Origin of the sequence: Flavobacterium tegetincola DSM 22377, from assembly GCF_000425485.1 — a bacterium.
GTDB lineage: Bacteria > Bacteroidota > Bacteroidia > Flavobacteriales > Flavobacteriaceae > Flavobacterium > Flavobacterium tegetincola.
The window spans coordinates 65,331-92,184 of record NZ_AUDN01000008.1 but is presented as its reverse complement, the minus strand read 5'-3'; the positions used below and the strand labels follow the sequence as shown (position 1 = coordinate 92,184).

Annotated in this window: 8 protein-coding genes; all 8 read left to right on the top strand. The window is 37.1% G+C overall.

The genetic code is table 11. From position 1 onward, the window contains the following. Positions 1 to 177: 177 nt before the first annotated feature. The 8 genes from rpoB to H602_RS0101860 all read left to right on the top strand — a co-directional run bounded on the left by rpoB (position 178) and on the right by H602_RS0101860 (position 26,706). A complete protein-coding gene (gene rpoB / locus H602_RS0101895) occupies positions 178 to 3,990 on the top strand; it encodes a DNA-directed RNA polymerase subunit beta (RefSeq protein ID WP_026976496.1) in 3,813 nt (1,270 codons plus the stop codon). A gap of 267 nt (positions 3,991 to 4,257) precedes the next feature. Further along, entirely contained in the window at positions 4,258 to 8,580 is a 4,323-nt protein-coding gene (gene rpoC / locus H602_RS0101890) for a DNA-directed RNA polymerase subunit beta' (RefSeq protein ID WP_026976495.1), read from the top strand. Positions 8,581 to 8,672: 92 nt separating this feature from the next. After that, entirely contained in the window at positions 8,673 to 8,984 is a 312-nt protein-coding gene (locus H602_RS0101885; protein ID WP_026976494.1) for a DUF3467 domain-containing protein, read from the top strand. A gap of 420 nt (positions 8,985 to 9,404) precedes the next feature. Beyond that, entirely contained in the window at positions 9,405 to 16,523 is a 7,119-nt protein-coding gene (locus H602_RS0101880) for an Ig-like domain-containing protein (RefSeq protein ID WP_026976493.1), read from the top strand. A gap of 464 nt (positions 16,524 to 16,987) precedes the next feature. Beyond that, a complete protein-coding gene (locus H602_RS0101875) occupies positions 16,988 to 23,230 on the top strand; it encodes a T9SS type A sorting domain-containing protein (protein WP_026976492.1) in 6,243 nt (2,080 codons plus the stop codon). A 506-nt stretch (positions 23,231 to 23,736) separates the two neighbouring features. Beyond that, complete coding sequence (locus H602_RS0101870) at positions 23,737 to 24,630, top strand: ABC transporter permease (RefSeq protein WP_084404190.1); 894 nt, start codon at positions 23,737 to 23,739, stop codon at positions 24,628 to 24,630. 131 nt (positions 24,631 to 24,761) lie between these two features. Further along, positions 24,762 to 26,003 carry an ABC transporter ATP-binding protein gene (locus H602_RS0101865; RefSeq protein ID WP_026976490.1) on the top strand — a complete coding sequence of 414 codons (1,242 nt, stop codon included), beginning with the start codon at positions 24,762 to 24,764 and terminating at the stop codon, positions 26,001 to 26,003. After that, positions 25,990 to 26,706 (top strand): glycosyltransferase family 2 protein, encoded by a 717-nt coding sequence (locus H602_RS0101860; protein WP_026976489.1) that lies wholly within the window; start codon positions 25,990 to 25,992, stop codon positions 26,704 to 26,706. The genes H602_RS0101865 and H602_RS0101860 overlap by 14 nt, the downstream gene beginning before the upstream one ends. Positions 26,707 to 26,854 lie beyond the last annotated feature (148 nt).

Genomic DNA, 26,854 nt, shown 5'->3' with positions numbered 1-26,854 from the left:
TATCCGGTTTTATTAGTCATTGAGTTGAATACGAAAAGCTTTTGGTCGCTACGAAGAAAAAAAAGAACTTCAACTTGGTCCTTTTTATAGATGTATCGATTTAAAAAAGAAAGTATGGATTTACACAGTGTTTACACACAAAAAATCACTTTTTTTTAATCAAAATTTTGTCCATAGATGATAACTAATCAGACTGAAAGATTGAATTTTGCCTCTACTAAAAATATACCTAATTATCCAGATTTCTTGGATATTCAGGTTAAGTCTTTTAAAGATTTTTTCCAATTGGAAACTAAATCTGACGAAAGAGGCGACGAAGGTCTTTACAATACCTTCATGGAAAACTTTCCAATCACTGACACTAGAAACCAATTCGTTTTAGAGTTCCTTGATTATTTTGTTGATCCACCACGTTACTCCATTCAAGAATGTATCGAAAGAGGTCTTACGTACAGTGTGCCTTTAAAAGCACGTTTGAAACTGTATTGTACAGATCCAGAACACGAAGACTTTGAAACAATTGTTCAAGACGTTTATTTAGGAACTATTCCTTACATGACGCCTAGTGGAACTTTTGTAATCAATGGCGCAGAACGTGTGGTTGTATCGCAATTGCACCGTTCACCTGGTGTATTCTTCGGTCAATCCTTCCATGCTAATGGAACTAAATTGTATTCAGCACGTGTAATTCCTTTCAAAGGTTCTTGGATAGAATTTGCTACCGATATTAATAGTGTAATGTACGCTTATATCGATAGAAAGAAAAAATTACCGGTTACAACTTTATTTAGAGCGATTGGTTTCGAACGTGATAAAGATATCCTTGAGATATTTGACCTTGCGGAAGAAATTAAAGTTTCTAAAACAAGTTTGAAAAAATATATTGGTAGAAAATTAGCAGCGAGAGTATTGAATACTTGGCACGAAGATTTCGTGGATGAGGATACTGGTGAAGTAGTTTCTATTGAACGTAACGAAATCATCTTGGATCGTGATACAATTATCGACAAAGATAATGTAGAAGAAATCTTGGATGCTAATGTTAAAGTTATTTTGTTGCACAAAGAAGATGCTAATCAAGCAGATTATGCCATCATTCACAATACGCTTCAAAAGGATCCAACGAATTCTGAAAAAGAAGCTGTTGAACATATCTACAGACAATTACGTAATGCTGAACCGCCTGATGAAGAAACGGCACGTGGTATTATAGATAAATTATTCTTTTCTGACCAACGTTACAACTTAGGTGAAGTAGGTCGTTATAGAATGAATAAAAAATTACAATTGGATATTCCAATGGAAAAGCAAGTCTTGACCAAAGAAGATATCATTACAATTGTAAAATACTTGATCGAATTGATCAACTCTAAAGCTGAGATTGATGATATCGATCACTTGTCAAACCGTCGTGTTAGAACTGTTGGTGAACAACTTTCAGCTCAATTTGGTGTAGGTTTGGCTCGTATGGCACGTACGATTCGTGAGCGTATGAACGTTAGAGATAATGAGGTGTTTACACCAATTGATTTGATTAATGCTAAAACATTATCATCGGTTATTAACTCTTTCTTTGGTACGAATCAGCTGTCTCAATTTATGGATCAAACGAATCCTTTGGCCGAAATTACGCACAAGCGTCGTTTATCAGCCCTAGGACCAGGTGGTTTATCAAGAGAGCGTGCAGGATTTGAGGTTCGAGATGTGCATTATACACATTACGGACGTTTATGTCCAATTGAAACTCCAGAGGGTCCAAACATTGGATTGATCTCTTCACTTGGTGTTTACGCTAAAGTGAATGGAATGGGTTTCATTGAAACTCCTTACCGTAAAGTTACGGACGGACGATTGGTACTTGAAACGGAACCTGTATATTTAAGTGCAGAAGAAGAAGAAGGTATGTTGATTGCTCAAGCAAATGTTGAAATCGATAAAGACGGTAACATTATAGCAGAAAACGTAATTGCGAAGCAAGATGCCGATTTCCCTGTAGTAACGCCTAAAGAATTAGATTATGCCGATGTAGCTCCAAATCAAATTGCTTCAATTTCTGCATCTTTAATTCCTTTCTTGGAACACGATGATGCGAATAGAGCCTTGATGGGATCTAACATGATGCGTCAAGCCGTGCCATTATTACGTCCGGAAGCTCCGATCGTAGGTACAGGTTTAGAGCGTCAAGTGGCTTCTGATTCTCGTGTATTGATAAATGCTGAGGGTGCTGGTGTTGTTGAATACGTGGATGCTAATATCATCACTATTAAATACGACCGTACTGATGAAGAGCGAATGGTAAGTTTTGACGAAGACGAAAAAACATACAATTTAATTAAATTTAGAAAAACCAATCAAAGTACGTCTATCAACTTGAAGCCTATCGTAAGAAAAGGCGACAGAGTTATAAAAGGACAAGTACTTTCTGAAGGTTATGCAACTCAAAATGGTGAGTTAGCTTTAGGTAGAAACTTAAAGGTAGCGTTTATGCCATGGAAGGGATATAACTTTGAGGATGCAATTGTAATTTCTGAAAAAGTAGTTCGTGATGATATCTTTACTTCGATCCACATTGATGATTATTCATTAGATGTTCGTGATACGAAATTAGGTAACGAAGAATTAACAAATGATATTCCTAACGTTTCTGAAGAGGCTACTAAAGACTTGGATGAAAACGGTATGATTAGAGTAGGAGCCGAGGTAAAACCTGGTGATATTCTTATCGGAAAAATTACTCCAAAGGGAGAATCTGATCCTACTCCTGAAGAGAAATTGCTTCGTGCAATCTTCGGGGATAAAGCAGGTGATGTAAAAGATGCTTCATTAAAAGCGTCTCCATCTTTACATGGTGTAGTTTTAGGTAAAAAATTGTTCGCAAGAGCAGTTAAAGATAAACGCAAACGTTCTCAAGATAAAGATGCATTGGAAGGTTTAGAATTAAGCTTTGAAGTTAAATTCAATGAGCTTAAAGATAAATTGATCGATAAATTATTCAACATCGTAAACGGGAAAACTTCGCAAGGAGTAATGAACGATTTAGGAGAAGAAGTTTTACCAAAAGGTAAAAAATATACGCAGAGAATGTTGAACTCTGTGGAAGATTTCGCGCATTTGAGTAAAGGTAGTTGGGTTGCAGATGATGAAACTAACAAGTTAGTTAATGATTTGATTCACAACTATAAAATCAAATTGAACGATTTACAAGGAGCGTTAAGAAGAGAGAAATTTACGATTACAGTTGGAGATGAACTTCCAGCTGGAATCTTGAAATTGGCTAAAGTTTACATCGCTAAAAAACGTAAGTTAAAAGTAGGTGATAAAATGGCTGGACGTCACGGTAACAAAGGTATTGTTGCACGTATCGTTCGTCATGAAGACATGCCATTCTTGGAAGACGGAACTCCTGTTGATATCGTATTGAATCCACTTGGTGTACCATCTCGTATGAACATCGGGCAGATTTACGAAACGGTTTTAGGTTGGGCTGGTATGAATTTGGGTCGCACATTTGCTACACCAATTTTTGACGGTGCTTCTTTAGACCAAATCAATGAGTTGACTGACGAAGCTGGAATTCCACGTTTTGGACATACGTACTTGTACGATGGAGGAACTGGAGAGCGTTTCCACCAAAGAGCAACAGTTGGAGTAATCTACATGTTGAAACTTGGACATATGGTTGATGATAAAATGCACGCGCGTTCAATAGGACCGTACTCATTAATTACACAACAACCATTAGGTGGTAAAGCACAATTTGGTGGTCAGCGTTTTGGAGAGATGGAAGTTTGGGCACTTGAAGCTTATGGAGCGTCAAGTACTTTACGTGAAATCTTAACGGTAAAATCGGATGACGTTATTGGTAGAGCTAAAACTTACGAGGCAATCGTAAAAGGAGAGTCTATGCCAGAACCAGGTTTACCAGAATCATTCAACGTATTGATGCACGAATTGAAAGGTCTTGGACTTGACATTCGTTTAGAAGAGTAATACAGTTTAGTTTTCAGTGGTCAGTTTTTTAGTGTTCAGTATAAACTGTTTACCAAAAAGCTGAACACTGAATACTTTTTTTAATTAGTTTTAAGATTTAGGCCCGTAAATCGTTCCGAGTTTTTATACATTCTTATGAATCTATAATTAGCACTTCAGCCAAAAGTTGGGGTTTAGAGAAGTAATTCGAGGCAGTTTTTGATAATAGCATAGCGCTTTCAAAACACAATCAATTTTTTAATTGCACACAAATCAGTAGTAAAAACTATGATGAATAATAGAAATAATAACAACAATAATAATAGAGATAAGAGTCCTATCAAAAGATTCAGTAAAATCTCTATCGGTTTAGCTTCTCCAGAATCTATTTTGGCAGAATCTCGTGGTGAAGTTTTGAAACCAGAAACCATCAACTACCGTACACATAAACCGGAACGTGATGGATTATTCTGCGAAAGAATTTTCGGTCCTGTAAAGGATTTTGAATGTGCTTGTGGAAAATACAAACGTATTCGTTACAAAGGAATCGTATGTGACCGTTGTGGTGTTGAAGTAACAGAGAAAAAAGTACGTAGAGATAGAGTAGGACACATCAATTTGGTGGTTCCTGTAGCTCACATCTGGTACTTCCGTTCTTTGCCAAATAAAATTGGATACATCCTTGGATTACCGTCTAAAAAATTAGACATGATTATCTACTACGAAAGATATGTAGTTATTCAAGCAGGTATTGCAACAAATCCAGAAGGTGAATCTGTAAAAAGATTAGACTTTTTAACAGAAGAAGAATATTTAAATATTTTAGATACACTTCCAGCTGATAACCAATATTTAGATGATTTTGACCCTAATAAATTCGTAGCCAAAATGGGTGCTGAATGTATTATGGACTTGCTAGCTCGTATTGATTTAGATCAATTGTCTTATGATTTAAGACATGCAGCTAACAATGAAACGTCTAAACAACGTAAAACAGAAGCATTAAAAAGACTACAAGTTGTTGAGTCATTCCGTGAGTCTAACTTAAACCGCGAAAACCGTCCAGAATGGATGATTATGAAAGTGGTTCCAGTTATTCCACCAGAATTGCGTCCGCTTGTGCCACTTGATGGAGGTCGTTTTGCAACTTCAGATTTAAATGACTTATACCGTCGTGTAATCATCCGTAACAACCGTTTGAAAAGATTGATGGAGATTAAAGCTCCAGAAGTAATCTTGCGTAACGAAAAACGTATGTTGCAAGAATCGGTTGATTCATTATTTGACAACACACGTAAAGCGTCTGCTGTTAAAACTGAATCGAACAGACCATTGAAATCACTTTCTGATTCATTGAAAGGTAAACAAGGTCGTTTCCGTCAAAACTTACTTGGAAAACGTGTAGATTATTCTGCTCGTTCGGTAATTGTTGTTGGACCAGAATTAAAATTATTCGAATGTGGTATCCCTAAAGATATGGCAGCCGAATTGTACAAGCCTTTCGTAATCCGTAAATTGATTGAAAGAGGTATTGTAAAAACAGTGAAATCTGCAAAGAAAATCATTGACAAAAAAGAACCAGTAGTTTGGGATATTTTAGAAAATGTAATTAAAGGTCACCCTATTTTATTAAATAGAGCTCCTACTTTGCACAGACTTGGTATCCAGGCGTTCCAGCCAAAATTAATTGAAGGAAAAGCAATCCAACTTCACCCATTAGTATGTACGGCATTTAACGCCGATTTTGATGGGGATCAAATGGCAGTTCACTTGCCACTTGGACCAGAAGCGATTCTTGAAGCACAATTATTGATGTTGGCTTCTCACAATATTTTGAATCCAGCGAATGGAGCACCGATTACGGTACCATCTCAGGATATGGTCTTGGGTCTATATTACATGACCAAAGAGCGTTTGTCTGTTCCAGAACACAAAATTTTAGGAGAAGGTTTGACATTCTATTCTGCAGAAGAAGTAAATATTGCTTTGAATGAAGGAAGAGTTGAATTGAATGCTCGCGTTCGAATTAGAGCTAAAGATTACAACGAAACTGGAGAATTGGTATACAAAATCATTCAAACTACCGCTGGTCGTGTATTGTTTAATGAAGTAGTGCCAGAAGCAGCAGGATACATAAATGATGTATTGACTAAGAAAAACTTGAGAGATATTATTGGACACGTTTTAAGTGTGACAAATGTACCTACTACAGCTGCTTTCTTGGACAATATGAAAGACATGGGTTACAAATTTGCATTTAAAGGAGGACTTTCGTTCTCATTAGGTGACATTCGTATTCCAGACCAAAAACCACAATTGATTGCAGATGCAAGAGAGCAAGTAGAAGGAATTTCTGCTAACTACAACATGGGTCTTATTACTAATAACGAACGTTACAACCAAGTTATTGACATCTGGACTTCTGCAAATGCACAATTGACTGAATTAGCGATGAAGAATATCCGTGAAGACCAACAAGGTTTTAACTCGGTATACATGATGCTTGATTCAGGAGCGAGGGGTTCTAAGGAGCAGATTCGTCAGTTAACTGGTATGCGTGGTTTGATGGCTAAGCCAAAAAAATCTACAGCTGGTGGTGGTGAAATTATTGAAAATCCGATTCTTTCTAACTTTAAGGAAGGTCTTTCAATTCTTGAATACTTTATCTCAACACACGGTGCTCGTAAAGGATTAGCAGATACGGCTTTGAAAACGGCCGATGCAGGATACTTGACACGTAGATTACATGATGTTTCTCAAGACGTTATTGTAAACATCGAAGATTGTGGTACTTTAAGAGGTGTTGAAGTTGGAGCTTTAAAGAAAAATGAGGAGATTGTTGAAACTTTAGGAGAACGAATTTTAGGACGTGTTGCATTGCAAGATGTAATCAACCCAATGAATTCTGAAGTTCTTGTTGAAGCCGGAATTCAAATTACTGAAGCAATTATGAAAGCCATTCAGGCTGCACCCATTGAAAAAGTAGAAGTACGTTCGCCATTGACTTGTGAAGCTTTAAAAGGTATCTGTGCCAAATGTTACGGTAGAAATTTAGCTACTGGAAAAATGACACAAAGAGGTGAAGCTGTTGGTGTAATTGCCGCACAATCTATTGGAGAGCCAGGAACACAGTTAACACTTCGAACGTTCCACGTTGGAGGGGTTGCAGGAGGTTTGTCTGAAGAATCAAGCATCGTAACTCGTTTTGCAGGTCGTCTAGAAATAGAAGATTTGAAAACAGTAAAAGGCGAAGATTCAGAAGGAAACTTAATGGATATTGTGGTTTCTCGTTCTACAGAATTAAAATTAGTTGACGCAAAAACAGGAATCGTTTTAAATACGCATAACTTACCTTATGGTTCAAGCATCTTTGTAAAAGACGGCGATATCGTAGAGAAAGGAACTACTATTTGTAAATGGGATCCTTATAATGGAGTAATTATTTCTGAATTTACAGGAAAAATTGCTTACGAAGATTTAGAGCAAGGACAATCGTTTATGGTTGAAATTGATGAGCAAACCGGCTTCCAAGAAAGAGTAATTTCAGAGGGTAGAAACAAGAAATTGATTCCTACTTTATTGATCTATGCTAAAGATGGCGAACTAATTCGTTCATACAACTTACCAGTTGGAGCCCACTTGATGGTTGAAGATGGTGAGAAGATTAAAGCAGGTAAGATTTTAGTAAAAATTCCACGTCGTTCGTCAAAATCGAGTGATATTACAGGAGGTTTACCAAGAATTACAGAGTTGTTAGAAGCTCGTAATCCTTCCAACCCAGCTGTAGTTTCTGAAATTGATGGTGTTGTTTCTTTTGGAAAAATCAAAAGAGGTAACCGTGAGATTATTATCGAATCTAAATTTGGTGAAATCAAGAAATACCTTGTAAAACTTTCTAGTCAAATTCTTGTTCAAGAAAATGACTTCGTAAGAGCGGGTGTGCCATTGTCTGACGGAGCAATTACTCCAGATGATATTTTGAGAATTCAAGGACCAGCAGCTGTTCAGCAGTACTTGGTGAATGAAATTCAAGAGGTGTACCGTTTGCAAGGGGTAAAAATTAATGACAAGCACTTTGAAGTAGTAATTCGTCAAATGATGCGTAAAGTAAGAGTGCAAGATCCAGGGGATACTTTATTCCTAGAAGATCAATTGATCCACACAAAAGACTTTATTGTTGAAAATGATAAATTGTACGGAATGAAAGTGGTTGAAGATGCAGGAGATTCTGATACATTGAAACCAGGTCAAATTATTACTACGCGTGAATTGCGTGATGAAAATTCACAATTAAAACGTTTGGATAAAAATTTAGTGGTAGCACGTGAGGTAATTACAGCTACAGCTACACCAGTATTACAAGGTATTACAAGAGCTTCGCTTCAAACGAAATCATTTATTTCTGCAGCATCATTCCAAGAAACTACTAAAGTATTAAACGAAGCAGCAGTTGCTGGTAAAGTAGATTACTTAGAAGGATTGAAAGAAAACGTTATTGTAGGACATAGAATTCCAGCAGGAACAGGTATGAGAGAATATGACAATGTTCTTGTAGGATCTAAAGATGACTTCAATGAATTAATGACAGGAAAAGAAGAGTATAATTATTAAGAATTTATTTTTGTAATCATATTATTCCTATATTTACTAAACCTAACAGTTCGCTGTTAGGTTTTTTTATGAACAATTAATTTTAAACTATAATGAGCGATCAAAACCAACCACAGGGACAGATAAACATAGAACTAGATGAGAAAACTGCTGAAGGGACGTATTCCAATTTAGCGATCATCAATCATTCTGCTTCAGAATTTGTTGTGGATTATGTATGCATTATGCCAGGTACTCCAAAGGCAAAAGTAAAATCAAGAATTATTTTAACTCCTCAGCATGCAAAGCGACTACTAAAAGCATTAAGTGAAAATATCCACCGCTACGAGATGGCTCACGGTGAAATTAAAGATACCGAGCAACCAGCAATTCCACTGAGTTTTGGTCCTGCTGGACAAGCGTAACCTTGCGCTATTTTGCAGTCAATTACACCAATACTATTTATATTTAAGAACCTTCTCCATTTCGAGAAGGTTTTTTTTATTTACTACTCGATATAGTGCTGCAAGAGAAATTCCATCTTGGTATTTAAAATTAATGCGGACATCAACTTGTTAAAATTAAAAGAATTCAAACAATGATTCTTGCTAATATAAAATTGCTTGTGTCAAAATGACGACCAATTGTAAATTTTAGACTTTCTACAATTTTTTGTTCGGTTTACGAACAAAATAATATGTAAAATATATTTAGTTGTGATTATTTTGGTTTTTTATTGCGTATGTTGTAATTATTATAGATTCATATTTATTTTAATTGATAAAATTAACAACACGATAAAATTTTTGTTAATTTAGTCGCCTAAAAATTAACAAATAATATTTATGAATGAATTTTACGCTAGCTCTATGAACCAGAATGGTTTATCGAGCAAAATTGATTCTTGCGCATTGTCTCCTCCGGATTGGCAAAAAAATCGCAAAACGAGCTTTGGCTTTGCACTGCTTTTGCTTATGTTGCTCTTGAGTAGCGGCTTTGGATTTGCGCAGTCTATTGCCAATTATGCCTTCGCTACTGGCGCAAATGGAAGTTTACAAGATCTTTCCATTGGAAGTACAAGCTATTTAGTGGGTAATCTTGATGACGCTGCAGGAACGGTGCAGCCGCTAGGGTTTAATTTCTTGTTCATGGGAACTAGTTACACACATTTTAGTGCAAACTCCAATGGACAAATGCGTTTACATGCAGGATCTGGAGAAGCAGCTATTGCAAATAATGTAACAGCGGCTGCAAACGCTGCAATATTGGCCCCTTTTACAGGGGACAATGAAGTAGGGAACGGCTTAAGATTTAAAGTTGTAGGTACAGCGCCTAATCGTACTTTTGTTTTAGAATGGAATCAATTTTATGTTTTCTACACTAACCTAAGTAATGCAGGTAATATGCAAGTTTGGTTAGAAGAAAGTACGGGTAAAATTACTTATATGTATGGTGAGATTTATAATTCCTCTACCTCATCACAAACGAGATCAATCTCTTTAGCATCGAGCAATACTACTACAACAGTAGGTTCTATAACTATAGGAGCTGTGTCTACTTTTGCCGCATCAGCAACCTTAATTAGTAATACAATTGCTGCAGGAGCTAATCCAGTAGGTTCGACTTTGATTGCAAATATTGGCTCTGCTGCAGATGGTAGTAGAGTGTTCTTTTCTTTTACTCCTCCTACAACTGTTTTGGGAGATGTTAGTACATTGTCATTTTCTGCGATAACTGGTAATAGTAGTACTTTAAATTGGATAGATAATGCTACAAACGAATTTGGGTTCCTTGTAACCCGTGCTACTGATGCAGCTTTTACGCAAAATGTTGTAAATGCATCAATTGCTTCTACGACTTCCATTGGGACGGGAACATTATATGCTTCAATCCAAACGGGTTTAAGTCCATCTGTCAATTACTTTTATAAAGTGTCTGCACTTGTTGAAGCGGGTCAATCTACTGGAATTAGTGGTAGTCAGTCCACACTTCCTCCAGGTAACGTTACGGCAATTGCCTCAGGACTTTGGAGTGAAGCCACTACTTGGTTAACGGGTGTTGTTCCAATAGTAACAGATAATGTTATAATTCCTGTAGGATTTGTAATCACGCAAGATGTTACAGCTGCGGCAGCGTTTTCATTAATAGTACAAGGCGATTTGGTTTACACAGTTGCAACTGCTCGAACACTTACGGTTGTGAATGATGTTACAATTTCTTCTGGCGCCTCAATCAAATCAGCAGCAACGGGTACGGTAACTACGCATTCTTTGCTAATAGGTGGTAGTTTAATGAATAACGGTACAATTGATTTTAGCACGAATGGATTTACTGCTGGTGCTACAATTACGTTCAACACGCCTGGAAATGCTAGTTTTACTTTAGGTACAAGTTCTATAACCAATTTAAGAAATGCATCGGGCGTGACTTTAAATAAAGGAACAAGCAGAACGAATGTTTTGACTTTTTCTCCAGGTGGTACTTTTACTGTTCAAGGTGCAAATGCGCTAGGGTTTATGGTAATTACCAATGGCTTACTTCAGTTAGAAGGAAGCAATTCTTTTTCTAATCCATTATTTGCTACCAATGGGTATACAATTAGCACGAACGGTGGTTATTGGCAGAACAATCCTAATGCAACCATTCTTGGTTTAGGTGGGTCTCCAACTGTAGGTGGATTACTTCGAATTTCAAGTGGAACGTTTAATATAGGAACTTCAACAGGAAATTCAATGGGCTTTAGTTCTAATAGTCTTATTACAATTGAGGGCGGAACGATTAATGCTGCGTCTCGATTTGGTGTTTCTACATCTTCAAACTTGATAAATTATACACAAACGGGTGGTACAATAAATGTAAACCAAATTGGAAACACAAGTACTACACTTGCTTCATTTGACTTAGGAACTAATGTTGCGTCCGTAATAAACTTTACGGGTGGAACTGTAAATGTAGTTTTAGCTAACACCGCCGTATCAGGTCCTAGAGATGTTAGAGGTACTAGTGTGTTCTCACCTAATTTTGGCGGTACTGGAATAATTAATTTCGGAACTGCTGCTTCTGCTGTAACTTCTTCCACTTATTTTATTTCAGGTAATGTTCCTGGATTAAACATTAGCACAGCATCTGCGTTCCATAACTTGTCTCTAAATGCAAGTGCTCAATCTTTTGGAAATGTAACTGTTCCTGTTGGATCAATCTTAAATTTAAACGGATTTAGATTTATTTTGAGAGGTACTAGTATGATTAATAATGGTACTTTAACCGGAACGATTACGGGAAGCGATCTTTATTTCTTTGCAGGTACTGTACCGCAATCGTACAGTGGTTCAGGAATTACTACGGAAGGACTCATTTCCTTGTCAGTTGATACTGCAGCCAATACATTTAGAATGGATGCAGCATCTCCGGGAATTTCAACTTTGCGCGTAAATTTATTCTCTGGAAGTGTCATTAACAGTAATAAAATTACAATCGGGACTGGACTTGCGCTACCAACAGCAGTGCAAATTGGTGTTGCAACCTCAACCACTGTTGGTGGAAGTTTTGACGTGTCACCAACTTGGAATTTAGGTACAGGTACCCAAACTTTAATTTACGCTCAAGAATCTGTAGCTAGAACATCTGGTTATGAAGTAAATCCATCGCGGATTCTTGCTAACATGGTATTGGATAATACCAATGGACTTACAATAGCTGGTGGTGATATAGCTACTATGGCACTATCGCTTACAAACGGTATCGTTAGCACAAGTTCAAATACTTTAGTTTTAGGAAGTGCTACAACTGTAGGAACTTTAACAGGTGGGAGTGCAACGGCTTATGTAAATGGAGCTTTAACTAGGTCTATTGCAACGGCGAACACAAACACTAATTTTGTGTCATTTCCAATTGGGAAAGCAGGTGTTTACACTCCAATAGCTCTAGCGCCAGCTACTACTTCTATTGCTTTGTTTAAGGCAGAATCATTTGGAAGCAATCTTGGAACTCAAAATCCTTCAATTATAGGTTTGTCTTCAACTAGAAGATTTCAAGCTTTACCCGTTTCAGGAACTTTTGATAATATTAATGTAAGAATTTCTGATCCATTAATTGTGGCTACAAATATTTTAGCACAAGCGCCAACTGCAGCCGGAGCGTATTCCGCAGCATTCGGAAGTGCAGCTACTTATGCAGCTGGCCCACCAACAACTATTACTTCTCTTTCGCCAATTTCAGGTGCCAATTATACTGGTTTTATTTCCTATGCAGACTCTAACGCCTGCACGGGAGTACCAGCACCAGGAAATACAATTGCCTCTTCAAATTCTATTTGTTTGGGTGCAAGTGTAACTTTAAGTTTGCAAAATTCAATTGCCGGAACAGGAGTTTCCTTCGCATGGGAAAGTTCAACAGATGGAGTGCTTTTTACACCGATTGCCGATGCAATTCAAAGTACTTATACAGTTGCGCCGTCAGAAGCGAAATTTTATCGTGCTCAAGTAACGTGTTCTGGAAACTCTGGAGCTTCTATAGCCGTTCAAGTAATATTGACGAACACTGTGCTTTCAACTACTGCAGGAGCAATTTGTGGGTTAGGTAGTGCAACGTTACAAGCTGTTGGAAGTGCAGGGACTACTGTATCATGGTATTCAAATATGAATGGCGGTGCAGCATTAGCTTCTGGTAGTACTTTTATTACGCCACAAATTAGTACAACTACTACTTTTTATGCTGCTGCGGAAGTAGCTTTGCCAGTAACCGGTATTTTAGGAGCTGGCGCAAATACAAGTACTGCTACAGCTGCAACATTTTTGCCAGGTGCTTGGGGTGGTGCAAAAACGCAGTATATTATTAAAGCGGCTGAACTTCAAGCGGCAGGAATTGCTGCAGGAAACATATCAAGTCTAGCTTTTGAACCAACAGTTTCAGGTCAGACTTATCAAGGGTTTGTAGTGCAAATGGGGAGTACAACTCAGTCCGTTGCTACTACTGCTTTTATATCTGGTTTGACGCAAGTGTATAGAGCTACTGGAACAGATGATAGTTATACACCAACTGCAAATGCTGTAAATACGTTAGTATTCGGTACAGGTACAGGATCGTCACCCACATTTATATGGGATGGAACTTCAAATGTTGTAGTTTCTATTTCTTGGAGTAGAGTGCCTGGTGCATCCACTTCTACTGCTTCAGCAATGAAAGTAGATAATGTGGGCTTTGTAAGTTCAAATTATAAACAATCAGATAATGCTACTCCTGCTGCGATGTTAGCAGAAACAACAGCAACTGGCACTGGATCAAGCCGTCCAAGATTTACTATTAATGGAATAGGTATTTGTAGTTCAAATCGTATTCCAGTTGTGGCGACGGTTAATACAGCACCTTCATTTACTTTAAGTGATACCGCTTTGGTATTATGTAATGGTCAGAGTACTGCTACTCCAACAGTAATTACGGCTGGTGGAGCAGATTACGATCTTTATGAATGGTCGCCATCAGCTGCTGTTACAGGAGATGTCTTAACGGGATGGAATTTTAATCCGACAATGACCACTACATTTACTTTGATTGCATCTCAGTCTTCGGGTTCTTTATGTTCTTCTTCAGCTACTGTAGTTGTAACAGTCAACCCAGTTCCTTCTGCTGTTGTAGTTACTCCAATAAATCCTACAGTATGCACTGGAGCAATTGTTGCGCTATCTGCAACAGGTGGAAACTTAAGTAATACGCAAATATTAAATGAAAATTTCAATGCAGTAAGTAGTAATTGGACTACTACAAATAACTCTACAGGTGCAAATTCAGCTTTGATAGCTTGGGGATTAAACTCGAGTCCCTTAAATTATAGTACTTTTGGGTCGTTTAACTCTAATGATGGAACTCAATTTTACTTCTCGAATAATGACGCCGGTGGAAGTGGAAGTGTAGCTAACACGGCATTAATATCGCCAATGTTCAGTACTTTAAATTTTGCTGATGCTTCAGTATCCTTTTGGCATTACTTCAGAAATCCTGGTGATGCTAAAATTGAGTATTCGGTAAATGGTGGAACATCTTGGGTAACAATTCAAACGATTACTGCAACTTCGGGAGCGCCTGCAAATTTTGTACAAACAAACGTTATCTTGCCTGCAGAAGCTTTAAATCAAAGCAATGTTCAGATTAGATTCAAATACGACACTGCGGGTTGGCAATATTTCTGGGCTATTGACAATGTTTCAATATCTGGAACTCAAAACTATCCAATCTCTTGGTCTCCAAATACTAATTTGTACAGTGATACAATGGCAACAGTTCCGTACACTGGTGGTAGTGCTTCAACCGTATATTTTAAGTCAGATGTCCTTACTGCGGCTTCGATGTACACAGCAAGTGTAACAGGTCCTTTTAGTTGTGTTTCATCTAGCAGCATTTCAATAACGTCAATTGACTGTGGGATATCTTACGCAAATGTACAATTTCCTGGTGTAGCTTCAATTTCAACTTGTGCAAGCCAAACCTATTATGCACGAGTTTATAAAGAAGGAATTACGGAAGCTCCGGGACAAGGTAGCGGTATGACGGCGTGGATTGGTCGAAATTCAGCCACTACAGACCCTTCAACTTGGAATGAATCCAATTGGCAATTAGCAACGTTTAATGTGCAGTCCGGAAACGACGATGAGTATCAAGCTACGTTTGGTCCTTTAGCTACTGGAACATATTATGTTGCAAGTAGATTTATGTTCGCATCAGGGAATTTCGTTTATGGCGGATATTCAACAACTGGGGGCGGAATTTGGAACGGAACAAGTAATGCTAATGCTATATTAAATGTTGAAACTCTTGCTCCAATCGCTTCTTCACAAACATTCTGTAATTCTGGAACGGTAGCTGATTTAGTTGCAACTGGAACTAGTTTACAATGGTTTAATGTTGCAACCGATGGAACAGCTTTATCAGCAACAACAATTTTATCAACTGGAACTTATTATGTTTCGCAGACCATTGATGGTTGTGAGAGTGCAAGAGCTACGGTGTCAATAGTTGTTAATACTACAGATGCTCCAACCGCTTCTACTCAAACATTCTGTAATGCAGCAACTGTAGCTAATTTAGTTGCAACTGGTGAGGGATTGCAGTGGTTTGCAACTGCAACAAGCGGAAATGTTTTAGTAAATTCAGCTGCATTGGCTACTGGAAATTATTATGTTTCTCAAACAATTGATGGATGTGAAAGTACAAGAACAATGGTAATGATACTAGTAAATAATGCACCAGTTATTCTACAAAACCCGACAGATGTAAGTGTTTGTCCAAATGAACCCGTAACACTGACAGTTGAAGCATCTGGAACAAATCTTACGTATCAATGGTTTAAAAATGGTACTGCAATTACAAGTGCAACAGGTGCAATATATAGTATTAGCGTTGCTTCACTTTCAGATGCTGGAGATTATACTGTAATGGTAAGTGGCTCATGCAGTCCGTCAGTAACTTCATTAAATGCATCAGTGTCTGTTCAAAATACTGCTGCTCCAACGGGAACGGCTATTCAAGACTTCACTACAGGTCAAACACTAGCTAATTTTACAATTGTTGGTCAAAACATTATTTGGTACAGTACTGCAACAAGTGGATCGGTTTTGCCATCTAGTACTGTTCTTGTTTCAGGAACCGTATATTTTGCGTCACAAAGTGTAAATGGTTGTGAAAGTACAATGCGTTTGGTGGTAACCGCTGGCGCGGATTTAAAAACACCAACATTTGATAGTAATAGCTTGCGTTATTATCCAAATCCTGTGCAAAGCGTTCTAAATGTAGAACATGCTGACGGAATACAATCCGTACAGTTGTATAATATGTTAGGGCAGATGGTTTACAATAGGATGACTAAAAGTGCTAATGTGACAATCGAAATGAGCAGTTTAGCCGCTGGAAATTATGTTATGCAGGTAACAGTGAATGGAATTACTAAAAATGTGAAAGTGATTAAGAAATAGTCGCCGATACAAATAATAATCTTTTAAAATTGCAATCCCGATTACCACTTGGTAGTCGGGATTTTTTTATTACCAAATTTTAAATTGTATTAAAAAGTTGATTTAAGAAACGTAAAGCGCAACTTCTGGTTCACCGTTTTCTTTTAATAACGAATACATATTCTTTTAATTGAAATCATTCAGCTTTAGCTGTTTTCAAAGTGCTGTATTCTTTAATTTTCAACTGAAGTGCCGAATTTTATCTTATTTATCGCATTTTATATAACAATTATTGAGTTAAATAATTAAATAATATTTATAAAATTATTAAAAATTGAAATTATACATCTTTAATTAAATTAAATTGAGTTTTTATTTGATTTATTCGCAAATCGGCATTTTCAAGCGCTAATCTATACTTATGCTTTATAAACTGAGTTAAATAATTCTTAATTTAGTCCCCTAATAATTAAAGAAATCTGTTTATGAACAAACTTTACTCAAACGTATTAAATCCAGGTGATTTTATGCGTAAAGCAATTAAGTACAGAGATTTGCCGATGAAACATCAAGGCAAGACTAAGCAACTGTTCGGATTTGCACTGCTGTTATTGTTAACCTTCTTTGGAAGTCTTAGCGGTTCAGCCCAAAATGTCCTAATCAATCCTGCCGCAGAAGGTGGATTTGAATTAGGTGCCACCTTTGCAGCAAACGGATGGTCCGTTGCTAATAGTGCTAATAACCCTTGGATTATTGGTGCTGTTTCTAATGGTTCAATTACAGGTAATGCCGCATTTGTATCGGATAATGGTGCAACGCCAAATTATTCAATTACTGGAACGTGCACCAATTACTTTTGGCGAGACATTACTGTCCCAGCTGGACAAAGCAAAATTAAATTGGATTTTAACTGGCTTTGTGGTGGTGAATCAACGTGGGATATGTGGCAGGTTTTTGTTGCACCAACCTCAGTATCACCTGTGGGAGCAACACATCCCGGGAGTGGAGCAAATAACGTTCCTGCGGGAATCACTGGAGCTACGTATGTAGGAAATGGTAACTTACAAGCTGCAGCAGTTCAAAACGCATCATTTTTCCTTCCACCATCTTTAGCTGGAACAACTTTCAGATTAATTTTTGTGTGGAAAAGTGATACTAGTGCAGGAGTACAGCCTCCAGCTCAAATTGACAATATCTCTCTAATTTCTAGCGTACCTGGAAATTATGTCTCAATTGCTTCAGGAGATTGGGGTGCTTCTACAACATGGGATATTGGTTCTTCTCCAAGTACGGTTGATAATGCAATTGTATCTAGTGGACATACTGTAAATATAAACGCAGTAGGTCAAGGAATCAATAATTTATCAGTAAACGGAACATTAGCATTTAATACTGTAGCTTCTTCATTTGGAGTTTTAGGAAATGCAACGATTGGAACAAGTGGTACCATCAATGTGTTTGAAGGTACAACTGGAAAAACGCTTACAGTTGTTGGAAATATTATAAACAATGGTCTTATTGACGTTTCAGTTGGAACAACAACTGCTGGAAATTTAACATTGAATGGAACTGCAGTACAAACGGTTTCTGGTTCAGGACAATTTAATGCTGATCTAATAAGAAATTTAACATTTAGTAACACAAGTACTGCAATACCCAATATTAACTGGTTAGTGGACAATGTGAAAATCGCAAATAACTTAAACATTACTGGTGCGAGAATTAATTTAGCTTCTAATAAGTTAACTTTAGGTAATAATGCAGCAGCAGGAACATTTACGGCACCTGTGGGTTCAGGTTTCTTACCTGGGGGTAAATTTTCTCGTTGGTGGACCAATAGCCTTATAGGTACAACAATAACTGCGGCAGGAAGTCCAACAGGAACTGCAAGTAGCTATCCATTTTTGGATGCAACAGGAGTAAATAGAACAATGTATATTACAAGAACAAATGCGACAGGTGCTGTTGCAGGAGAATTGGCTGTAGTGTATAACGACGCCACAACGGTAACTTCTAATTTAGATATATCGGACGGTTCTTATCCAGTTACAGATCGATATAATGGAAACTGGGTAGTTTCTAATGAATTTACATCCATTTCATCGAGCTCATATAAAATTGCTCTTTATGCGCAAAACGGTTTAGTGCCAACTAATGGTAACAGTAGAATTATTGCAGCCGCATCAACAATTGGAGGGTCTCACCAAAATGGGACAACACTACCTGTTGCACAGCGAATAGATGTGCCTCAAGCTGACTTGCTAGGTGGCGCATTATACGTAGGTATCAATTCTGACGATGTGCCTTATCTATCAATAGTTTCTGGTAATTGGAACGCTAGTTCTACGTGGAATAAAGGTGTAGTTCCTTCTTGTGTAGATCAAGTAGTTATTGGAGCTGGCACAACAGTTACTTCAAGTGCTTTTGGAAACGAAGCGAAAAATACCGTTATCGCATTCGGAGGAACTTTAATTGTTTCAGCTGGTGATTTCGTGAACGGTTGTACATTAAATAATAACCCATTGGTTAATAATGGAACATTAACCGTTTCAGGAGGTACACTTATTATTAATGGTAACTTGATGAATAACGCAGGTGCTACTTTTAACCAATCAGGCGGAGAAATTGTAGTGGATGGAAGTGATGGTATTATTGCAAATTCAGTACTTACTGGAACACCTTTAGTACGTTTTACAGCTAATACTGTTGCTAATTTAAATTTGACTGGAGGAATTATTAGAATTTTAAATCCACACAGAGGAGTTTCATCTGTGGACGCTGCTTTATCTATTTCACAAGCTACGGCTCCGAATGCGGCAAGTACAAATCATACCTTTATATTTGGAGATGGTTTTAGCGAAATTGCAGGCGGAAATCTTGGTGGATTCTATATGAATCTTTTTGCAGGTGCTCAATACTTTTCTTTAGGGAATGTAATAGTGGATTCAGGAAGCGCAACAAATCGCTTTTTAAGATCTGGAAGTTCAATTGGTATTCGAGGGAATTTAACGATCACTTCAGGAGAATATCAAATGGCAACTTCTAACTTTGTTGCCGGTAACATTGTAAATAATGGTACTATAACAGCAACAGCTTTGCTAGCTATGGGAACTTTCGTTCCGCCAAATCTTATTGCCTCTTCAACGGCTCCACAAGCTATTTCAGGATCAGGAGTTTTTAGAAACTCATTGGCAGCGCCAACGGCAAGTTTTAATACCTTTCAAGTTTCTAATTCTAGTACATCAGGTTTAACACTAAATGTGCCTCTATCTGTAAGTGGAACTTTAACAACTACTGTTGGTTTCATTAATACTACAGCTACCAATTTGTTGACTTTAGGTACACTTACTGCTCCTGGAACTTTATCTGGTGCTCCAAGCGAAATCACCTACATCAGAGGGCCTTTTGCAAGAACTATTGCGTCTGGAAATCTTGACACAAGTTTTATCTTGTTTCCTGTAGGAAAATCAACTTATTCGCCTGTTTCATTAGCTCCAACCACAACGGAAGTTACTACAATGAGAGCGGAAGCTTTTGACGCTAATGCAGGAACTGCAGGTGCAGGAGTAACAAATCTTTCGGCAAACAGAAGATGGAGTACGAGCCTAGACTTAGGTGGATTTACAAATATTAAAGTACGTTTAGGTGATGCCTTAATTGCAAGCGGAAATATTCCAGTTCAAGCTGCAAGTGCAGGGGGTACCTATCTAGGAGCATTTGGAAGTACTGCATTATTTACAGCAGGAACTCCAAATACAATTGATGCTGGTGCTTCAGTAGTAGCTTCAAATTATACTGGCTTTTTATCTTTTGCTCAATCCAATGCATGTTCAGGAACTCCAACGCCAGGAAATACTATTTCGTCTTCAGCAACAATTTGCGCAGGACAAACAATTAGTTTGACATTGCAAAACTTAACTAATGGAGCAGGCGTTACGTATCAATGGAAATCCTCAGCGGATGGCATTACTTACTTGCCTATTTCTGGAGCAACTATGGCCTCTCTTTCAGTATTGCCAACTGCCGTTACATTTTACGCATGTGATGTAACTTGTTCGTCTAGCGCAGTTACAACTACATCAGTACCAGTTCAAATAACATTTACAAATGCTGTAACAAGTACAACTCCAGCTACACGTTGTGGCGTAGGTTCTCTATCGTTAGTAGCTACGGGAAATACGGGTAGTACTCTATCATGGTATACAATTGCTGTTGGTGGTACTGCGATTGCAACAGGTTCACCTTTTGTAACACCATCAATTAATACGACAACAGATTATTATGTTCAAGCTGTCACTAGTGGAGGACTTGAAGCCTTAGGTCCAATTTCGCCAACAGCGCAAGGAGGAACAACGGGTGTGCAAACTGTAGCTTGGGATATCAATTTCACTGTAGCACAAGCTACTCAATTAAGTTCAGTTGACATATTTCCAGTTGTTGCAGGGCAAAATTCTGCAATTGCATTGAGATCTTCAACGGGGACAGTTATAACTACTGTAAACTTTACTACTACTGTAGGTGGTGGTGCTACAGCTCAAACCATACCATTGAATTTTATTTTAACGCCTGGAAATTATCAATTGTACCCAACATTGCCGAGTTCAGGAGTTACTAGAAATACTACAGGTGCAGTGTATCCTTATACTTCTGGAGTGGCCAGTATTACAAGTAATGGTTTTGATGCTCTATATTTTATGGGAATGTACAATTGGCAGTTTGGATCTCAGTGTGTTTCACCAAGAGTAAAAGTAGTTGCTACAGTTACTAGCGCTCCGGAGGTAACATTAAGTGCTACTTCTCTAACTACTTGTAAAGGTTCAAGTTCAGCTGCAGTAAACTTAACGTCACCTGCTACAGACTACGATACTTTTGTATGGGCACCATCAACGGGGGTCTCAGGAAACAGTACGTTAGGTTGGAGTTTTAATCCAACGGTCAACACGACTTACATATTGACTGCTTCGCAATCTACAGGTGCTTTATGTTCTGCTATTGCAACGCCAATACAGGTAAATGTGAATCCTATTCCAACGGCTATTACATTTGTAACTGCTCCAGGAACGGTTTGTTTAGATCAAGTACAAGCGTTAACAGTAAGTGGAGGTACACTTGGTGTTTCAGGTAAAATTGGAACCGGAACAACAGCAAATACAACTACTACACCATTTAAAGGATTTTGGGGAGGTAGTAAAACACAAGCACTTTATACCGCTGCAGAATTATCTACTTTAGGTTTACAAAATGGGCAATCCATCAGCAGTATTGGTTTTGTAGCGTTATCAGGAACTCCAGTAGTTCTAAACGACTTTACAATTAATGCTGGATTTGTTTCAGCTTCTACATTAGGAACTAGCTTAATTACTGGTGCAAATAATGTGGTTTTAGCTCCAATATTATACACTCCAACAACGGGAATAGGAAACTTAGATTTCCCATTGTCAACTTCTCTTGTTTGGGATGGTGTATCAAACTTGTTAGTAGAAACTTGTTTCAACAATAACAACGGAGGAGGTACATCTTTAAATTCAATTTCTTTAGAATCTTCAATCGTTGCAGCAGGTTTAAATATTTATTATTCGGCTGATAATACAGCAAACGTTTGTTCTAATAGCATCGCTGCAGTTACTTCTTCAACAACACGACCAAATTTGAGAATAGTTGCACAGCAGACTACATCAATTACATGGTCGCCTGTAAGTAATTTATTTACGGATGCAGCAGCTACTGTTGCATACACAGCGGGTACGGTAGCATCAACAGTTTATTTTAAATCAGGTACAGCAGTAGCAAATAATTACACAGTTACTGCAACTACACCATCAAACTGTAGCGTGTCGGCAACAACAGCTATTGCAGCTATTGATTGTACTATTTCGTACGCTAATTTACAATCTCCAGGAACAGCAAACATCAAAACGTGCGATTCGCAAACTTTTTATGCGCAAGTATTCAAAGAAGGCGTAACAGAAGCGCCTGGACAAGGTTCAGGAATAACAGCATGGATTGGTAAATATACAGCTAATACGGATCCTGCAACATGGTCAGAAGCAAATTGGGTTCTAGCAACTTTCAATGTTCAGTCTGGAAACAATGATGAGTACCAAGCTACTTTTGGTCCATCTGCTGCAGGAACATACTATGTAGCTAGTAGATTTAACTTGGCTACTGGAGCATTCGTTTACGGTGGATACAGTGCCACTGGCGGTGGACTTTGGAGTGTTTCGAACGCAAGTGCAGTTCTAACTGTTGAAGCTGTAATGGCACCAACAGGTGTTGCGACGCAAGATTTTACTACAGGTCAAACCTTAGCTAACTTTGCAGTTGTAGGCCAAAACATTATTTGGTATTCTGCTGCAACTGGCGGAACTGTTTTGCCAGCTTCGACCGTATTGGTGATGGGAATAACATACTATGCGTCTCAAACTATTAGTGGTTGCGAAAGTACAGTACGTTTAGCAGTAACTGCAGGTGTAGATTTGAAAACTCCAGGATTTGAAATGACAAAATTAAGTTATTATCCAAATCCTGTTCAAAATCAACTTACAGTAGAATATTCTGATGCAATTCAAAATGTTCAATTGTACAATATGTTAGGACAATTGGTTTACAATAAAGCAACTAATGCTTCTAAAGTAATCGTTGAAATGACTGATTTGACAGCTGGAAATTACATCTTGAAACTAACTGCAAACGGAAACGTTCAAAGCGTAAAAGTTATAAAAGAGTAATTCATACTAAAAAGCGATAAGCTTACATGAAATCCCGATTGTCTTCTTGGCAATCGGGATTTTTTTATAAAAAATCTGTAGTACAATAGAAGATCGTTCAACATTCTTAAATTAATTAATAAGGTATGAAATCCGTAGTTCAAGTAATTATGTGACAAAAATACCTTCGAACAAATCTTCAATTTTTATCTAATTTTATCAATAATAAGTAGGTTTTAAAGCAGCTTTAGACTCAGCCAAATCAACGTACTTATTTAGAATGATAGAGTAAAAGGAAATGAATTTCATGTTGCTAATAGAAACACGGACGCTTGTATTACAGTAACTGAAGAAATCGTATTAAAAAAGTTGTTAGCGAATTGAAATAAAACAATTTACTCAAAGTGTATGTTCAATCACATTTTCTCAATTTTTCTCTTAATCAAAGCAGCTAATTGTGCAATATCCCTTGTCTACTATTTAAAAAAATGTAATTTTGAACATCGAGACAATCAATTCTTTAGCACATGACTAATTCTCCAGATTCAGAAGAATCTTATTTAGAGCACAACCTAGAAAAATGGGATTCTGTTATTGCGTCTAAACATTCTTTTCTGGATATTGATTTCAAAGAATTGTGGCGCTACCGCGATTTATTAATGTTGTTTGTCAAACGTGATGTTGTCACAGTTTATAAACAAACTATTTTAGGTCCACTTTGGTACCTAATACAACCTCTTTTTACATCCGTAATTTTCACGATAATTTTCAACAATGTTGCTGGAATTTCCACAGGAACTACACCTCCGTTTCTTTTCAATTTAGCCGGGATTATGGTGTGGAATTATTTCACATCCTGCTTAAACGATACTTCCGATACCTTCAAGAAAAACGCTTCAATCTTCGGAAAAGTATATTTCCCTAGACTTATTGTTCCCTTATCAGTTGTAATTTCAAATCTGGTCAAATTCAGCATCCAGTTTTTAATCTTTATTGTTTTTTATATTTTTTATGCAATAAAAGGAATGGAAGTGCAGCTTAATTCTTCCGTATTACTTTTTCCATTCTTAGTTGCCTTGATGGGGATTCTCGGATTGGGATTGGGAATGATAATATCTTCGATGGTAACCAAGTACCGCGATTTGAGTTTTTTGGTCGGTTTTAGTGTACAATTGTTGATGTACGTTTCTGCAGTTATGTATCCAATGACTTTGCTGAAGCAAAAATTGCCCAATTTCGGTTGGTTAATTGAATACAATCCTTTGGCATACGTAATTGAAACTGCACGTTACATGTTGCTTCATGAAGGTGCTATTTCAATACAAGGAATATTCTATACAGTTGGTGTTACAATAGTGATTTTCTTTATCGGATTGCTGGTTTTTCACAGAACAGAAAAAAGTTTTATAGATACCGTATAAATTTGTGATTAACTTTACGTAAAAATACAATTCAGAATTTGTCTGTTATAAATTTATGTTTACTTTTAGCAAGTACATTTTTGCAAAACCAAGTACCGTCTCTTACTTAAACGATCGATTAGAAATAAAAAATGAGTTCGACTACCATTATCTTAAAAGCCGAAAATATTTCCAAACAATACCGTTTAGGTACAGTAGGAACGGGTACGTTGAGTCACGACTTGAATCGCTGGTGGCATGCCGTACGCGGAAAAGAAGATCCCTATTTAAAAGTAGGCGATACCAACGACCGAAGTTCTAAAGGAACAAGTGACTATGTTTGGGCCTTGAAAGATATTAATTTTGAAGTGAAATCGGGAGAAGTTTTAGGCATCATTGGAAAAAACGGAGCAGGAAAATCGACGCTTTTGAAAATCCTCTCAAAAGTAACCACACCAACCTCAGGAACGATTAAATATAAAGGTAGAATAGCTTCCTTGTTAGAAGTAGGAACAGGCTTTAATCCAGAATTAACCGGCAGAGAAAATGTATACCTCAATGGTGCAATTTTAGGAATGACCAAAAAAGAAATCACTTCCAAACTGACAGAAATCATTGAGTTTAGCGGCTGCGAACGTTATATTGACACGCCTACAAAACGGTACAGCAGCGGAATGACCGTTCGATTGGCTTTTGCAGTAGCCGCCTTTTTAGAACCAGAAATTCTAGTGGTGGATGAGGTTCTAGCCGTTGGCGATGCTGAATTTCAGAAAAAAGCCATCGGAAAAATGCAAGATATTTCTCGAGAAGGAGGAAGAACGGTTTTGTTTGTGAGTCATAATATGGCGGCGGTGAAGAGTTTGTGTACAAGAGGAATTGTTTTGGAGAATGGGAAGGTTGCGATGAATAGTTATATTGATAACTGTATTGATTATTATCTAAATATGTCAACTGATGTTTACAATCAAACGGAATATTACAATGATACTAATTTTATAAAGTCAATAAAGTTGTTGTCAGATAATAATTCTACAACGCTACAATCTGGTTCGAGTTTGATTTTCGAATTTGAAATTGATAATTCAAAACAGGAGAATTTAAATTTACATATTGGTGTTTATTCAAGGGATGAAGAAAAAATCATCCACCTTTCTAGCGAGTATTCACAAAATAAATCTCTCTTTAACAAAAAGCTACATAGATGTATCATAGAGAAAAATCCATTGGTTGAAGGAGAATACTACGTTAATATTTTATTGTTTAGTAATGATAAAAAGTTAGAACACCTTTCAAAGTGTTTGAAATTTACCGTTTTAAATGGAGATTTTTATAAGACAGGTAGTTTGTTAGAAAAAATACCGTCTAAATTTTTAGTAGATTATGAGTGGAATTGAAAAAAAAAAAACTATTACGGTTGTAATAGCTTCTTATAAATATGGTCATTTAGCAGCTCATTGTATAGAAAGTGTTCTTGGGCAAAGTGTAATTCCGGATAAAATATTGTTTGTAGACGATGGTGTCGGTGACTGTGATTTTTTGCCCGAGCTATACCCTAACATTGATTATGTGTTTAGAAAAAAAAATTTGGGGACAGTAGCTAATTTTAGTGATATGCTTTCAAGGGTAAATACGCAAAAATGTTTGTTTTTGGGAGCTGATAATTGGTTAAGATCTGATTCAATTGAGCTTTTTTTGCAAAAAGACACTGATATAGTAACGTATGATATTATTGTTACAGGGGAACTAAAACATGATGTATTAAAGCGTCATCCGGATGAATTGACAGATTGCAGAGGTGATTTTTATTGGAGTAGATTCATGAAACATCATGGGTCGATGGTTTATGACGTGTCAATGGCCAAAAAGTTGGGTTATCATGCTAATAAAAATTCAGAAAAGTCAGAAGAAGACTTAGTTCTTTGGAATAGTATGATTAAGGCAGGAGCTACCGTGAGTCATATTGATGAAGGCCTACTATTTTATAGGAGACACAAGAGTAATTTTAATAATTATTTGATAAATAAAAAACAACCCAATTTTTTTGTAAGAGGCTTAAAGAAATTAAAACGGAAAATTAAACTTTTTATTAAAAAATAGGTTTAAGGTTCTATAATTATAATCTGAAAGCAAAAGTTTTCCTACTAATTCCTAAGTATAATGTTATATATTTTAACTCCTGCGAAAAAGTGTTTTGACCAATTTTATGGGAAAAAAGAATACTGTATTTATTTATAAATTAAAGAAT